The organism is Nocardia sp. NPDC051756, from assembly GCF_040681495.1.
GTDB lineage: Bacteria > Actinomycetota > Actinomycetes > Mycobacteriales > Mycobacteriaceae > Nocardia.
This window is the reverse complement of record NZ_JBFAYV010000004.1, coordinates 1-15203: the sequence shown is the minus strand read 5'-3', so window position 1 is coordinate 15203 and position 15203 is coordinate 1. Positions and strand designations below refer to the sequence as shown.

Annotated in this window: 17 protein-coding genes; 12 read left to right on the top strand and 5 right to left on the bottom strand. The window is 63.5% G+C overall.

Translation table 11 applies throughout. The features are described from left to right. The first annotated feature begins 27 nt into the window (after positions 1-27). The 5 genes from AB0M22_RS17050 (at position 28) to AB0M22_RS17030 (ending at position 5140) form a co-directional block, all read left to right on the top strand. Positions 28-1470: a carboxylesterase family protein gene (locus AB0M22_RS17050; RefSeq protein WP_364727109.1), complete on the top strand. Its 1443-nt coding sequence runs from the start codon at positions 28-30 to the stop codon at positions 1468-1470. A gap of 204 nt (positions 1471-1674) precedes the next feature. After that, positions 1675-2688: a tetratricopeptide repeat protein gene (locus AB0M22_RS17045; protein ID WP_364727106.1), complete on the top strand. Its 1014-nt coding sequence runs from the start codon at positions 1675-1677 to the stop codon at positions 2686-2688. Between the two features lie 141 nt (positions 2689-2829). Then, positions 2830-3885, top strand: a complete 1056-nt coding sequence (locus tag AB0M22_RS17040; protein WP_364727104.1) for an alpha/beta fold hydrolase — start codon at positions 2830-2832, stop codon at positions 3883-3885. A gap of 100 nt (positions 3886-3985) precedes the next feature. Continuing rightward, positions 3986-4399 (top strand): nuclear transport factor 2 family protein, encoded by a 414-nt coding sequence (locus tag AB0M22_RS17035; RefSeq protein ID WP_364727102.1) that lies wholly within the window; start codon positions 3986-3988, stop codon positions 4397-4399. A 216-nt stretch (positions 4400-4615) separates the two neighbouring features. Next, positions 4616-5140: a hypothetical protein gene (locus AB0M22_RS17030; protein WP_364727099.1), complete on the top strand. Its 525-nt coding sequence runs from the start codon at positions 4616-4618 to the stop codon at positions 5138-5140. 10 nt (positions 5141-5150) lie between these two features. Here the strand turns inward: AB0M22_RS17030 and AB0M22_RS17025 are convergent, their stop codons facing one another. Beyond that, entirely contained in the window at positions 5151-5336 is a 186-nt protein-coding gene (locus AB0M22_RS17025) for a hypothetical protein (RefSeq protein WP_364727096.1), read from the bottom strand. Positions 5337-5473: 137 nt separating this feature from the next. On the opposite strand from AB0M22_RS17025, the gene arfB reads away from it, so the two are divergent. The 5 genes from arfB (at position 5474) to AB0M22_RS17000 (ending at position 9534) form a co-directional block, all read left to right on the top strand. Beyond that, on the top strand, positions 5474-5902 hold the full coding sequence (gene arfB, locus AB0M22_RS17020; RefSeq protein WP_364727093.1) for an alternative ribosome rescue aminoacyl-tRNA hydrolase ArfB: 429 nt from the start codon (positions 5474-5476) through the stop codon (positions 5900-5902). Positions 5903-6065: 163 nt separating this feature from the next. Then, on the top strand, positions 6066-6596 hold the full coding sequence (locus AB0M22_RS17015) for a hypothetical protein (protein WP_364727090.1): 531 nt from the start codon (positions 6066-6068) through the stop codon (positions 6594-6596). Between the two features lie 309 nt (positions 6597-6905). Beyond that, complete coding sequence (locus AB0M22_RS17010; RefSeq protein WP_364727088.1) at positions 6906-7391, top strand: hemerythrin domain-containing protein; 486 nt, start codon at positions 6906-6908, stop codon at positions 7389-7391. Between the two features lie 306 nt (positions 7392-7697). Further along, positions 7698-8981 (top strand): lipase family protein, encoded by a 1284-nt coding sequence (locus tag AB0M22_RS17005; protein ID WP_364727085.1) that lies wholly within the window; start codon positions 7698-7700, stop codon positions 8979-8981. Positions 8982-9084: 103 nt separating this feature from the next. Then, positions 9085-9534: a hypothetical protein gene (locus tag AB0M22_RS17000; protein ID WP_364727083.1), complete on the top strand. Its 450-nt coding sequence runs from the start codon at positions 9085-9087 to the stop codon at positions 9532-9534. An 80-nt stretch (positions 9535-9614) separates the two neighbouring features. On the opposite strand, the gene AB0M22_RS16995 is transcribed toward AB0M22_RS17000, so the two are convergent. The 3 genes from AB0M22_RS16995 to AB0M22_RS16985 form a co-directional block, all read right to left on the bottom strand. Continuing rightward, a complete protein-coding gene (locus AB0M22_RS16995) occupies positions 9615-10154 on the bottom strand; it encodes a hypothetical protein (protein WP_364727080.1) in 540 nt (179 codons plus the stop codon). A 430-nt stretch (positions 10155-10584) separates the two neighbouring features. After that, the gene (locus AB0M22_RS16990; RefSeq protein WP_364727077.1) at positions 10585-11058 is read right to left on the bottom strand and encodes a hypothetical protein; all 474 of its coding nucleotides are present in this window, start codon (positions 11056-11058) and stop codon (positions 10585-10587) included. Between the two features lie 784 nt (positions 11059-11842). Further along, entirely contained in the window at positions 11843-12496 is a 654-nt protein-coding gene (locus AB0M22_RS16985) for a DUF4360 domain-containing protein (RefSeq protein ID WP_364727074.1), read from the bottom strand. Positions 12497-13442: 946 nt separating this feature from the next. Here AB0M22_RS16985 and AB0M22_RS16980 point away from each other — a divergent pair. Together AB0M22_RS16980 and AB0M22_RS16975 are read left to right on the top strand one after the other, a co-directional pair. Beyond that, positions 13443-13997 (top strand): hypothetical protein, encoded by a 555-nt coding sequence (locus tag AB0M22_RS16980; RefSeq protein ID WP_364727071.1) that lies wholly within the window; start codon positions 13443-13445, stop codon positions 13995-13997. Between the two features lie 275 nt (positions 13998-14272). Then, a complete protein-coding gene (locus AB0M22_RS16975) occupies positions 14273-14914 on the top strand; it encodes a hypothetical protein (protein ID WP_364727068.1) in 642 nt (213 codons plus the stop codon). Here AB0M22_RS16975 and AB0M22_RS16970 read toward each other — a convergent pair. Further along, positions 14886-15203, bottom strand: a 318-nt coding sequence (locus AB0M22_RS16970; RefSeq protein WP_364727066.1) for a hypothetical protein, incomplete at its 5' end; no start/stop codon positions are given. The genes AB0M22_RS16975 and AB0M22_RS16970 overlap by 29 nt on opposite strands.

Sequence of the window (15203 nt, the reverse complement as noted above, 5' to 3'; positions counted from 1 at the left end):
ACTGCGCAGAAGACGAGAGGGGCGCCGGTGACGACCGTGAGCACAGCGGCCGGGCGGCTCTGCGGTGATCTCACCGACGGGGTCGCCCGCTTCCTCGGTATCCCCTACGCGGCGGCACCGGACGGCGCACTCGGATTCGCGCCCCCGGCCCCTGCCGAACGATGGGCAGGGACCCGAAACGCCACCGCTTACGGTGCCACCGCGCCCCAGCCGGCCTTGCACCCGGCGAACGCGAATCTGGCTCCGCTGACCGGGCCCGGGTGGGTCGTCGGAGACGGCGACTACCTCAATCTCAACGTCTGGACACCCGACCCCGGCACCAGTGGGCTTCCGGTGCTGGTCTACCTCCACGGCGGCGGGTTCATGATCGGCTCGGGCGCCGCCCCCGCCTTCGACGGCACCGCGTTCGCGCGCGACGGCGTCGTCCTGGTCACCGTCAACTACCGGCTCGGGGCGGAGGGCTTCCTCGCACTGTCCGGCGGGGCCACGAACCTCGGATTGCGGGATCAGATCGCCGCCTTGGGTTGGGTGCGCGACCACATCGCCGGGTTCGGCGGAAACCCGGACAACGTCACCGTTTTCGGCGAATCGGCGGGCGGTACCTCGGCCGCGTTCCTGCTGCACTCCCCGCTCGCCGCGGGACTGTTCCGGCGAGCGATCGTCGCGAGCGGGCACGACGAGATGGCCCGAAGGCTCGAAGTCACCGAAGAACTCACGAAGGCGCTCGCCGGCCGACTCGGAACCGCCCCGACTGCGGACGCGTTCCGCGGCTGCACCGCCGCCGAGCTGTTGCGTGCGCAGGCAGCTCTGTTCAGGCACCGGCCCCGCCCTGACCTGCGCGACGACAACGGTGTCGACCCGGGCCACCGTCGTGCGCTGTTCCTCCCCACCACGGGTGACGACGTCCTGCCCGACCCGGTCGGAGCTCCGAGCAGACACGGCGTCGACCTGTTGATCGGTACGACGCTCGAGGAAGCCAACCTCGGCTTGGGCGCCGAGCAGTTCGCCGCGTTCGACGCGCACGACGCCGTAACCGAGCTGGCCGCCACCTACCCCGATGCCGAAGCGCTGCTGAAACGCTATGGTCTCCACGACCCCGCCGTCACCCCCGCGCACGCACTCACCGCCGTCTACACCGACCTGATGTTCCGAGCACCGAGCCGCCGCACCGCGCGCCGTCACCCGGGTGCCACCTATGTCTATGAATTTGCTTGGCAGTCACCGCTTTACGGCGCTGCGCACGCCCTCGACGTCCCCTTCGCCTTCGACACCACACAGACTTGTCGTGACCTCATCGGTGACGCCGCACCCGAGGCCCTCGCTCAGGCGATGCACCAGACCTGGTTGAACTTCGCCACCCACGGAGATCCTGGCTGGCCGGTCTATGACGCCGCGCGAAACGTCATGCGGTTCGATGCGGGCTCCCAAGTCTGCGCGGACACCGCGCCCGACGACAACGAATACTCCTGAACTCGCCGTAAAGCCGGATCAACGTCTGCCCAGGTCGGCCAGAATGCGACTGGATTCGCTTGTGCCCCAGCGCCTATCGAAATGCGACTACGGCCAGAGTATTTCGCGCGATTGATCGGGCCGATGCCGCCCCTCGAAATATTGGGTAGCCACCGCTCGTTCTGGCCGAGACAATTACGTTGGCCGCGGGAGGGGAAACAGTTGATGGGCACTCGGATCGGCCAGAAGTCCCTGCAGGATGTCGAGGCACTCGAGATCGTGGTCACGGTGTGGCGGCGCTTCGCCACAGTGCTGCCGGGTCAGCAGCGGAATCTCGCAAACAGTTTGCGGCATTTGGCCAGGGCGCTGCTGGCTCAGGGACGCCTGGACGACGCGTTGACCGCGGTCGAGGAGTCGGTGCGCATCTGCCGTCCCCGAGTGGCGGCCCGGCCGGTTCGGTACGGACGCGAGTTGGCCTGGTCGCTGATCGCGCAGGCGATGGCGCTCGAACGCCTGGAGCGGTGGGAGCACGCGTACGCCGCCGCCGACGAATCGACAGGGTTGAGTCGGCGGCTGTTGTCCACTGCCCCAGCCACATTCGGCCCGGCGCTGTTGACGGCGCTGAAGATCCGCGCATCGAATCTGCACGAACTCGGCCGAATGCCGAAGGCCGTCACCGACGGCGAACTGGTCGTCCGGTTCGTCCGCCGGCTTGCCGCACGCCGGTCCGGGAGGGAACAGGAGCTGGGTATGGCATTGCACCAACTCGGCGTCTATCTGGTTTGTGCGGACCGGCACACGGACGGGTTACGCGCATACGACGAGGCCATCCAACTGTTCCAGTTGCCAGGGGCCGATCCGGATACGTTGGCCTTGGCCCTGGGCAACCGCGACCTTTGCCTGCGCCGGCTGGAGCAGGACGGAATGGTGGTCCTCGGCCCGTATCCGCTGTGCGCGCAATGCGAGCAGACCAACGGCGGCCTGATCGCCGTCCGGCACCGCCAACGTCACATCCGGGCCAACGGCCGCGAAGCCTGCGTCGACCTGGCCATGGTCGACATCATCACCACACTGTGGAAAGCCAACTGCGACACCAGAAGTAACTGCCAGGACACCGACGGCCATGCCCTCGTCGTCCCCGCGACAGGACACGCGTCCGAGGCCATGGCCGTCCTCGCCGGGATCGGCATCCAAGCTCGAAACGACAACGGCGAGTTGCACTTCCGGCTGCCGCAATGACCTAGGGCGATCTCGTGCCACCGCCCCGGACCTGCATCCACATCTCGGGGGTAAACCTCCGGGTCTTCCCGGATCCGCAGGCCGATACCTACGCCTACTGTTCGTGCTTGAACCGAAATGGCTGAGAGACGGCGGGTAGACATGAGTTTCATCGCTGGTCGTGGTGGGGTTGCCGTGGTGGCGGTACTGCTTTCGGCGGTCGTGGCGGGATGTACATCGACGATGGATACGTCGGACGAGGCTTATCACTCGGCAGATGTGACGATGACAAATGATCGAGTCACCATCGGCGGCACTCTGACCATCCCCGACCGAGGCGGCCCGTTTCCCGCGGTGGTTTTGGTGCCGGGTGGTGGAAAGCAGAATCGTGACGAAGAGTTTGCCGGGCACAAGCCATTTTTCGTGCTGGCCGACGCATTGACCAAGGCGGGATACGCGGTCTTGCGGACCGATGACCGTGGGGTCGGCGCGACGACCGGGGACAAAGACGATGCCACCTACGCGGATCTGGTGTCGGACATTCTTTCCCAGATCTCCTACCTGCGAGAACGACCGGATATCGATCGGACGCGCATCGGAATTCTCGGTCACAGCCAGGGCGGATCCTTGGCGCCGCTGGTCGCGGAAAAGGCACCGGACAAGGTGGCGTTCACCGTGCTCATGGCGGGGCCGGCACAGACCGGATGCGAGGTCAACAAGCATCAAATGCGAGTTCAACTCCAGGCGAGCGGAACGACCGCTGCCGATCGGCTGGCCGCCAGCGACGCGTCCATCCAAACCGAATGCGACCTACTTCGGGCCGGCAATTTCGACGAAGCACGAAGAAACGCGCGGGCAGCGAATCAGCAGCTTCCGGAAGCCCAGCGAGCCCGCGACGAGGATATCGACAAGGCAATCAACCCCCAATATGCAGCTCTGTCGACTTACGATCCCACGCCGGCGTTGCGGGCTCTCGAGATCCCTACCCTTGCGCTCTTCGGGACCAAGGACGTGCAGGTCGACGCCGCCGCCAATGAACCATTGATGCGTAACCTGTTGGCACACAACCCGAAGGCAACGGTGCACACCTTCGAGGGGGCGAATCATCTTATGCAACAAGCGGTCACCGGCATGCCGGATGAATACGCCACAATCGATACGACGATTGATCCGACAGTGCTCGACTATCTGAAAACCTGGCTGAACTGGATGGTGTAGAGATACCTGGCTCGTCCGCTGAATGTCAGGCCTTGACTGTGCCGCGACGGCTGGGTGTGTGCTACCGCCTGAACCATCCACGCGACAACAGGAGGACACCATGACCACCGCCACCCATCCGGCGCGCACCGCCAGCCGGGCCTTGCATGCCGCGGTCCAGGCGCACGACAAGGACGCCTGGCTGGCGATGTTCGCCGCGGACGCCGTCGTCGAAGATCCGGTCGGCCCTTCGGATTTCGATCCGGAAGGCAACGGGCACCGGGGCCGTGCCGCCATCTCGGCGTTCTGGGACAACACCATCGCGCCCAACGAGTCGATCGAGTTCCTGCTCGAGGACTCCTTCGCCTGCGGGAACGAAGTCGCCTACACCGGCAAGGTCCGCAGCCACAACGGCGGCCAGGTGATCGACGCCGAGGGCGTGTTCATCTACCGGGTCGACGACGAGGGGAAGATCCGCGCCGTGCGCGCCTTCTGGGAGTTCGAGCGCACCATGCAGACTCTGCGACCTGCCTGACTTCTGCTGGCCGGACGATTCAGTAACGTGTCAAACAACAACTTTCGACAGGGCGAACGTATCCGCTCGCTCTGCGTATCGGAGATTTACAGACCGTGTTCCGCGTCGAAACGTAACCGTGCCTGGTCCTGACGCGGCGAGCGATCGACGATGCCGACTCGCCCGACACACCGTGGCTGCGGACCAGTCGCCAACACCTACTTTAAGGTCTCCGCGGTGACCGTCTCCCGGTGTTTCCTCGTGGCTGCTGTTGTGTATTCGATGCTCGCCCCGGCTGTTTCGGCAACCGCCCACGCTGCCGCGGACGATCTACCTACCGGAGATTTCATCATCAAGAGCACTTCCGGCGCTTCGTGCCTGCACTACAGCGATATCGTGGACTTCCCGCCCGAACGCAACGCGGATATGACGGCCCGAGCCTGCCAGGAGGCAGGTACAGGCAAGTTCGCCACGCCAACGGTTTGGCATACCGACGGTGCCACCGGCCACATCAGCCCGACCACCGATCCCGGTCTGTGCCTGCGTCCGAAAAGGCCTGCAAGCATAGCCGCGTCCGTGATGTCCTGCGATTCCCGACTCGCGAAGTGGACTATGTCGGGAGCGCGGCTGCTTAACCCGGCGTCCGGCCGCTTCCTCTGTGATCCCCCGGCGGACGACCGACTGAAGATCTTGCAGAAGTCCGATGACACCTTCCGCTGCTACCAACCCAAGCATTTCAACTTCGAACTCGTACCAGCATGACCGGCTCCAACTATCGCAGAGGCAGCGCGACGCCGAGGTTCTCGGCGAGCCAGTAGAACAGGTCGTGAGACCAGGCCCAGCTTCGGTAATGCCCTGCGCTGACCACATATTCGTCGGAGGCGTGGTGCCGGCCGCCCAGCTCGTACCGGAGGTCATCCGGCCCGCGCACCGCCACCGCGTTCTGGTCGACGCCCATCCGCGCCAATAGCTCGTGGGCTGCTTTCTACCCGACGACGAGGTCGTCACTATCGTGGACGACAAGGTCACCATTGAGTCGCGACTGGACCGGCGTGGCCTGGGCGACTCCCGGATCGGAAAGAGTGGCGTCGGATCATGGCGGAGGACCTGGCCGTAACTCGGAGGCTGGTGATACCCGCGTCCGAGTTGCGCGAGCGGTTCTCCCGGTCGTCCGGTCCGGGCGGGCAGCACGTCAACACCACCGACAGCCGGGTGGAGCTGTCGTTCGACCTCGCCAACTCGCCCTCGGTGCCGGAGTGGCTGCGCACCCGCATGCTCGACCGCCTGGCCGCCCGACTGGTCAACGGGGTGCTCACGATCGCCGCGTCGGAGCAACGCGCACAGTTGCAGAACCGCGCGGCCGCCCGCGAACGCCTGGCCTCGTTGCTGCGTGACGCCGCTGCCGCGCCGCCACCTGTTCGCCGCGCCACCAAGCCCTCGCGCGGCGCGAAGGAGCGGCGCATCTCGGCGAAGAAGCGGCGGGGTGTAACCAAACGTAATCGCCGCGCCTCCCCCGACGATTAGAGCTTGTGCTCCGAATTGATTGCTTCATGAACCGTGGGTAGGTGCTCTAGTACCAGGAGGCGCGCGCCCTGGTAGTCCGGCTGCTCTCTGCCGATCATCGATGGATGAGACGAGTAGAACAGCGAATGACGCAGAAGTCCGGGTCCACGCGCGAGTCCGCATCATGACCGCCGCGGAAACCATTGCCGCAGCCCATGTTCGGTGGTTGTGGGGCTGGGACCGCAAGCAGGGCGATCCGCCGTTCGACCTCCGCGCGGTCCAGGGCGAGTTCTACGACTGGGCAGCCGAGGACGTCCTGCTCTACGACGACGCCGACCCCGAGCACCGCGTGGCGCGCAGCGCCGAGGAATACCGATCGCTGTGGGAGCCTGTCTTCAACCGGCTGGTGTCCGCGGACCATCGACTCGCCGACGGTCCGCACGTACTGGTATCCGGCGACCTCGCCACCTCACGGCTGGTTTTCATCGCGCGGCTGATATCCGCCGACGGCACCGAAACCGGCCTGCGCGCGACGAGCTCACTGACCTGGAGGCGCGCAGCCGCCGGCTGGCGGATCGCCTGGGACCACACCACGTCGGTCACCCTCGATGGGAAAACCCTTGCAGCTCTGATGGACTCGTTGCCGGGTTCGGATCTGAAAATGCCATCGCTCGCCCAGCGGCGGTGCGTTGACGTTCCTGAGGTGGGGCTCTAGCATCGCGAGACGGGCGACGGCGTTCTCGGAAACGCGCCTCTAACGCTCTGTCGTTTCGGTGCACTCCACCGGAAGGCGAGTTGCCGTTCGCATAGGATGTGCTGCGTCGCGTGTACGCGCCAGGTGGACGGCGTCGGCATGGAGGCACCGCATTTTCGGAGGCAACCATGGGCGCACTTTTCCTGCCCTGCTGACACCGGGGCGCGCCGTTTTCAGTGCGTAAAGACCTCTGCCACAGCATCTTTCAGCCTCTGCGCGTTTTTCCGCCAGCGAGGGCTGCTCCCCGTCTCCATCGCGAAAGAGTTCTCCATGTCCACCGACTCCTACCGCGCCCGCGCCCTGGGCCGCGAACTGATCGACACTCACCATTGGCTGCGCAGCGAACTGCGCCGCGTCGCCCGCGTGCTGGACGAGTATCGGGGTGACGAGCCGATCATCCCGCTCCGGAACCTACGTGCGCACTGCCTGGCCTTCTGCCAAGCTCTCACCGACCACCACACCAGTGAGGACGAGACCGCGTTTCCCGTTCTGGCCCAACGCTTCCCGGACCTGACGCCGGTACTCACCGAGCTCTCCGCAGACCACTATCTGGTCGCGGACATCCTGACCCGGATGACCACCGCGCTCGCCGAACTCAGCGCCGAGAATCTGGCGACGGTGCGCGGCGAGATCGCTGGGCTATCAGCCATTTTGGAATCCCATTTCCAATGGGAGGAACGTCGAATCGCGGCCGCCCTGGACGAGTTGCCGAGCGCCGAGTACACCGCAGCGGAGTTGTTCAGCCGCAAGCAGTGATGTGCTGATGGATGCGCTCGACCCGGTCTCGGGAGCTGCCGAAGAACCCACCTGTGCCAATCCCGCGATCATCAATATCAGTTTGGTAGTTTGCTGAATATATCCTTCAGCATCGCCATCTGGCCTGATGCTGCGAATGCAGTGCGTGTGCTTTGAATACCCGATGCTTCGACATGGTCTCGAGTGCGGATGCGTCCGGACAAAGCAAGGTCCGAGCGCCGCCCTCAGGGCTGGATTTCGCTGAATCAATTGGCAGCACAACAGGTTTGCCGGGCTCTGCGGTCACGAGGCCGGTGCATCCGAACAATGGAGGTCGAGATGTCAAGTAACGCCCGGCGACGCGTCTTCGGGTTCGGTGTTGCCGCAGTCGTCGTCATGATGACGTTGGCCGGGCCGACGATTGTTTCATCGAATACGGCGAGTGCGGCTCCGCCCCTTCCACAGGTGGATGAGTTCTACCAGCCGCCAGCCGGTTTCGAGTCCGCGGCGCCGGGCGCGATTCTGCGGTCCCGGCCTGTCCAGTTGACGGTGCCGTTGTCGGCGCAGGCTTGGCAACTGCTCTATCGCACCACCGACGTGTTCGATCAGCCGGATGTCACCGTCACCACGGTGTTCCTGCCCGACAATGTCCGGCCGGACCGGCCGTTGGTATCGCATCAAATGTTCGAGGACGCCTCCGGTCCGCAATGCGTGCCGTCCTACGGGCTGCAGGCCGGCGCCCAGAGCTCGATGGAGACCATAGGGCAGCTAAGGGATCTGCAAACCATGCTGCAGAACGGCTGGGTGGTATCGGTGCCCGACTTCGGCGGGCGATTCGGCCATTTCCCGGTTGCCCAAGAGCCCGGTTACATGACGTTGGATGGCATTCGCGCGGCCACACAATTCGCTCCGCTCGGTCTCGGCCCCGAGAACCGCATCGGTCTCTACGGATATTCGGGCGGCGGGTTCGCGACGGGGTGGACGGTTGAGCTGCACCCCAGTTACGCACCCGAGCTCAACATAATCGGCGCGGCGTACGGCGGCCCCGGACCTGATATCAATGCGGCATTGTTCACCACCAACGGTGGACCCTTCTCGGCCATAGTTGGCAGCGGCCTGTCGTCCTACTACGCGACCTATCCCGAGGTCAAAGCGGCGATGCAACCGCACCTGACACCCGAGGGAGCGGCCGTGATGGATCAGATCCAAACGCAATGCCTGTCCACCACGCTGGCCCAGCAGTTCTTCGGCGACTGGAACCGGTACTTCGACATCCCGCTCGACCAGGTCCTGGCGTTGCCGCCGCTCGCCGACGTTATCAACAAGGCCAGGTTGGGTACCCACGCGCCGACTGCGCCGCTTTATGTCTTTCAAGCTGTTCAGGACGAAGTGATCCCGGTGGGCCCGACCGACCGAATGGTCGAAGATCTCTGTGCGCGTGGGGCTAGCGTCACCTATATACGTGAGCAGCTCGCCGAACACTTGAGCACGATTTTCTCCGCCTCGCCTGCCGCGTTCTCCTGGCTGGGGCAACAGCTCGACACCGATACTCCGGCGCGGGCTGGATGCAGCACCACCACCGTGCTCTCCCAACTCATCACCCCGAAGTAACCGTTCGGGCAGTGCACGGGCCCTGCGGATGTACCGGGCGTTGGTGGCCAGCCGATCCGCAGGCTGCACCTACCGCTCGGAACGCGCGCCCAGCGGCATTTGAGTGCATGTCGCCCACCACCCTATTGCTGGTCTCGTGTTGACTGGCGCTGTGGAGGGATTCACGGACGAGCAAACTGCGCTGCTCATCGATGGATTGAATGACGACGTGTCCTTCGATTGGGTGCTCGTCCATCTCGGGCTGATCACCAACCCGCCGGCACCTGGCCGGCCAACGACCGCCGACATCGACGCCGCGTTCGTCATCCTGCGCAGACTTCACCGCCAAGGCCTCATCGCGGTCGGCCGGATCGAATACGTAGACGGCGGACCTTCCGGACGGCTCGCACCCGTCAAGCATGTTCCCGAAGACCTCAACACCTGCAGAGAACGTGTCCAGCGCGAGGTTGCCGCCAGCTCGAGTCCGCCGGATTGGGCCTATTCCTGCTGGGTCGTGAACACCGCAGCAGGCAACGCGATCGCCCGCTCCGTACTCGCTGAGCGGCCCAAATGACCGTCCGGCGTCAGACCGACCGATGGGTCAGCCCGCCACGCTGATGACAGGACGATTCGACCTGGAGGTGAAGCTGCCCGTTATCGGGGCGCGTCGTTGCCTTCATACTCACCGAGATTGATGAGCGAGACCCGCTCGGACCAGCTATCCCAGGCCACATGTTTCAGGCAGGCCCGGTAGTAGTTGTCGTAGCCCATCAGGTCGCCGTAGGCCACTTTTTCCTGCGCGAGGTCGGGTGGGCCGAAGTAGTCCAGAAACTCCTGGTAGTTGCGAAGAAAACGGAAGTGTTCGAGGTGGCTGTTCCTGCCGTACAACGCGAATCCGGCCACCCTGCCGCCCTTGACCAGGTAGCTGGTTCCGCCTGCGAAGTGAACCATTGCCTTCCCGCCTAACGCGTTGAAGATCAACTCATCACGCGAGACCCATCGACCGTCGCTGCAGTAGCACCCGGTTGGAGAGTCGACGATCCGATACATGAGCGGGTACGAAAGCTCTGTAATCCTGTCTGGCTGGATAACTTCCGCAGCTATCGCCCCGTAAGGCACACCAGCGCAACACAGCTCGGACAACTGCAGATCCGGCCTCGCGAGGATGTCCAGTTGATCCAAGATCTCGATCATCCGGCAGACCCTACCTGCGCGGCGGTGCCTGAATCCTGGCAAGGGATCATGGGTCCTTCGACGTAGGTTCGGTCGGTGAGGACGGGGCTAGCCTTGCGGGGCCAAACAGCCTTGTAAGCGGCAATACCGGATGTTCGTGAGGCGCCGAGCTGCTGTTCACCAAACGTGACAACACGCAGCTGCCGACAGCTCCTGTCGTTCGTCATGCTGTGCGCTGCCTCGAGCCAACTTCAGTGACCGGGTTTGATCGGGTTGCGGCGGCTGACGCTGTTGCCGCTGAGGGTGTGTCGTTGGTCCTCGGAGCTGTTCGGCCCGTTCTGGGGTCGGCATGCATGGTGTCCCGTGTGGGGGATGTGACACCGCCTCAGCCGGGCCGGGTCGCCGGCTAAGGCTATTGAGAGACACGCCCTAGTGTTGTGTCATCGCAACGCTAGCTCGTCGCGGGCTCACTCGTCTCGAGCCGGTGCTGCCGTTCACTGAGCACGAGCGCGCCTGCCGCCAGCAAGTAGAACGGCGACATGAACAGCAAACCCGATACCGGCGTGGCGCCGTACTCGAGCGACGACATCCCGAGATATCCGCCTACCGCACCGAGAGCGGCCAGAATACCTGCGGCCCAGCGCGTTCCGAGCCGGGCATACCTGCGCGGCAGCACGAACACGACTGCGGGCAGCAGCACCACGAGGCCGGACTCTGCGACATATTCGAGCCATTGCTCGAGCAGCGGCGGCCGCAACCCGTAGGCCACCCCGAAATCCGGGGCCTCGCTGTGGATCGCCCCGGCGTCGCTGTCCGGCAGCTCCGGGAAGTGCGCATTCAGCACCTGCGGTAACGCGACCAGGACCAGGGTCAACACGCGCCAGCAGGTGACCGAGCGCCACCACCGCCCCAGCGACACCATCATGGCTCCGTCCCCCTCTGGCCGACCTCTCCGCGGGCGACGCTACCCGCGAAGCCCATCCGCAGCGAAATCCTGTACCCGGGCCCGCCGAGGCCTGAAACAACCCTACTGTCACTCCGGCATACCTTTGGCCGAAACCCACAGGCCGACAACGGATCCCGTCAGAAGGCAGGCCGGGATGACGAAGACGGGTGCTGGAGACTGCGAACGCCAGGGACACCAGAGCTACGGCACCCGGAGCTGACAACGAGGCGCGCGAGAACGTCCAGCATGCTGCTCTCGATGCCATGCTGTCCATGCTTCATGGCCTGATGAGAACTACGGGATCGTTCCCCCGACAGCCGGTATTCGGCATGATGGTGCGTTCGGCCGGCCTCGGCTCGGCCGGTCCCGACGCGACCCGTAAGCGGCACTATCCCTCACTCGTTCCGACTGAAGCCAGCACGGACGAGTGCGACACAGAACGTCTTCCGCTGATGAGCGGAGATCCTGATCCGCGCGGGCTCGATGAACGCCGACGCTCCTCACCCCCACGGTTTTCCAGTCTGATCAGTTTTGGCCCGATCGGCTGATGCCTGGACGTATCGCGGCGCTGATCGCCATGATCAACGCCGCCAACCGGCTCGCCGTGATCCTGCATCGGAAGGGAGGTTCCTACCAGCCCAGCCTGTTCGACAGCCTGGTGAACTGAGCGAAACACGAATCGCGGCCCGGCCCAGGATCATCCGATCCGGGCCGGGCTCAGGTGTGTGAATAGCGAAATGATCGAAAAATGACTGGTGTGTACTCAGCACTTCTTCCAAGCAAAGTGATAAGTGGTATTGACGCTGCCGTCCGGGGAGTCCATCGCAATAGAGCTGGTGGTCTCTTTCGGATCCGAGGTGCCCGCATAGACTCGCAACTGCGTATTTATGTTGAAATTTCGATTTTCTCCGCAGGGTAGGTAAACGATCTCCCCGACCTCGGTTTTGTCCGTCGCCTGCCAGACGTCATTGAGCGGACCCTTGAAGTTGTGGTCGGCGAAGTCGGTCGACGAGTCGCCCTGGAAGTAGTACCTTGCCGCTTCCAGTGCGGTCGCGCCCTGTTCCAGATGCGCGAAGCCACGGTAGTCCGCCTGCGCGATCCCGTAGGTGAACCCTTGCGGGACATGAACTTTCAGGTTGAGCTGGCAGTTCTTGCGGAAGTCGTGCGGCCTGGCACCCACACCTACCCGTGCGGTGTACCGACTGGAGGTGACCGTAAAAGCGGTGTTGTCGGGCAGGACCTCGACCGCCGCGGTACCCTGCGGGCAACCCGATCCATTGACCGTCACGACGTCGATGACAACCTTGTCCGGCGGCACGGCCCAATCCGGTATCGGCGCACCAGAAGCCAGTGAACCCGATATCGGTGTCGCGGATGCGAATATAGCAGCACTGAGGACGGCAAGTTTCTTATACATGAATTCCCTCACAATGGGCCGAGCAATCGGTTTACCCTCACTGTAAGCTTCGATACCCGCCCGAACTCCCCAGCAGAAGTGGGGAGCATTGGGAAACCTCTCGGCTAACAATCTAGCCGGACATCACGATCGATGGCGCTGATCAGCGAGTTCGAATTCGGGCGGCCACCAAGCGAATTGACTCCGCACGCCGGCGATCTGGACCTCAGCAAAATGACCATGCTCGGCGACAACTAGGGCGAGTTGATCGCGGTTGCCTTACGCGGCAACAGTATTGGCGATTCTCTCCGAATACCACCGGCGAGCGAGTGGTCAAACTCGTGTAGGTGAGGCTTGCCCGGAGCGGTCTGCGGTGGGCTCGTGCCGCGGAGCGGGGCGAGCCTGACCAGGCATCGTCGAGGGTATGGCGGCAGCACCGCATCGAACTGCCATCATGCGCCAGCGAGCCATCAGACCACCTGGCGATGCGAATCCTGCCGAGGGAGGCGTGCCACACGGCCTCGCAGGAATTTCCGCTGATTCGATCAACGCGCCGGTTCAACCGGGTCGCTTAGTCGGCCCAGACCCTTGCTTGCCTGGATTCCCAGCCCGAGGACCCTGACCTCTGCGAGGTAGCACCACAGTGGCACCGACACACACTCTTCGGCCTTTGCGTGCGTTGAGAGGTCCTGTCAGCCAACGGTTTGGACGTTTGACCAATGCGCGCTCCGCGGCATGAGCGCGCACTCTTCCCGACTGAAGTCAGCGTTCACGACTACGACGTAGAACGTCTTACGTTGATGAGCGGACGTCGGTCGTCTGGGCACGCCGTGGCGTGATCGGGTTCGAACTTCTTCCCGTCCGGAAGGGTTACGGTGCCGAACAACTATCGGTGCTGGCCATGGCCCAGCGAGGAACCCCGCATGTGAGCCCTTCTGGGTCACGTCCCTTATCGCTTGGAGGTCCGATGCTCGGTTTGCGTTCGTTCGCGGTCGCTGTCTCGACGCCCTTGATCGCTTTGCTGATGACCAGTGGTGGGGCCGCCGCTGCTGACGATGGAAAGGAGTGGCGGGTGTGCAATAGTTCGTCATTCACGCTGTCGTCCTCTACAGAATCCGTGGCATTGGTCGAGCAAGCCCGGTTGCGTGTTCGCGCCGCAGCGTGTCGTTTGTCGACCTTCGTGAGGCCAGGCGACAACGCCTTCTACGTCATTGCCAAGCAGCGTCTCCAGGAAGCAAAGGATGCAGAATCGGATATCGCCGCGCTCAACAAGGTTGCTGTTGATACGACCAAGGACGCGGTGGGGGCCATAAAACTCCTTGCCGAGGGAGGTTCCGAGGAAAATCGCGCGGACCGGCTGAAGACGGCCGACGTCTACGAGAAGGCCGCAAAGGCGGCTCAGGCTGCCGTCGAGGCACCTGAGGATGTCGATCTGGCCAATGCAGCGGCCAAGGCAGAAAACGCCGCCCGTTGGGCGTCGGTTGACTCGATTGGGGAGGACGTTCCACTGATCAAAAAGTAGCGGTCGGATTGAAGACCGCGAACGATCCAGTCACACCAGTGGTCACGCCGTGTGTTCTAGATCGCGGGCGTCGGACGTTCGCGACTGGCACGCACATCGGCATGTGCGGTCGTCGTCCGGTCGGCACGATGGCGTCTGAGTAACGGACAGGACGGCAAACTCGCGCCCGTCCAAACCGTGTGCTGTCTCGAATCCTGTTCAGACAGTTCGAAGGCCGTCCGTGAAAGTCCATGCGGAGCGGCTGATCCGTTGATGGATCCCGAGGAGATGACTACATGCGTATGGAAAAGATCACACACCGGACCGCACTGGCGGTGTTGGGGTTAGGCAGCACGCTCACCATTCTCGTTGCTGGTGCTCCGGCCGGCGCGGTTCCCTTCGGCGACGCGACGCCGACGGATCCGGCAACGGTTTCCGCTGAGGCGATCAGCGACCAACCGGACTGGGTGATCGATCCCAAGGTGAAAACCGCGGACCAGTTCAAGAAAAGTCATTGGCAAAAGCTGAGCGGTGAAATCGTGGTCGCCGCGTGCGGCCACGCTAAAGACTTCACCGACTCGGGAATTGCGAAATGGTGGGATACCTTCGATACCTCACCTCTCGAATTCCGGCAATCGCCCACCAAAGCGGCGATCGCTCGCGTCTTCAACCCCGACAGCAAATTTGCACTGCCAGCAGGCTCTAGCGAGGCGGACATCCAGCGGCACGCGCTGGACAAGTTCTGCAACTCTAGTGAGGTGCGAACAGAATTGCTCAACGCTTTGAGGACGTTTTCCGGGCAATACGGCAGGAAGCTCAAGCCGGGTATGGACACCGACTACGCCATTGTCCAGTTCGAGATAAAGAAGACGCAGATGCAGGAAGCTCTACTCATCGAGGAAGGCTTCCTCAAGAAGAACGAGGACGACGGGCTTTAACGAGGCCGTCGGCGATCGCTCGGTCGAGTTCGTTGCGGATGGAGACGTAGATACCGACGTGCTCGGTGTCATCCGCGGCGAGCTCGGCACCTGCCGGGTCAACCGACTTGCGGACAGTCATCCCCGCATTTGCGTGCGTCGAGAAGCCGTGTGAACCAACCCTTCTGGACGGCTGACTAACGCCCGCTTCGCGGCTTGGTCTCAATAGGTCAGCGCAACACTGGGAATCTCCTGGTGAGGAAGGGATGTGATGCGTAATGGCCTCGAGCAGACCGCTGTCGGAGAAAAG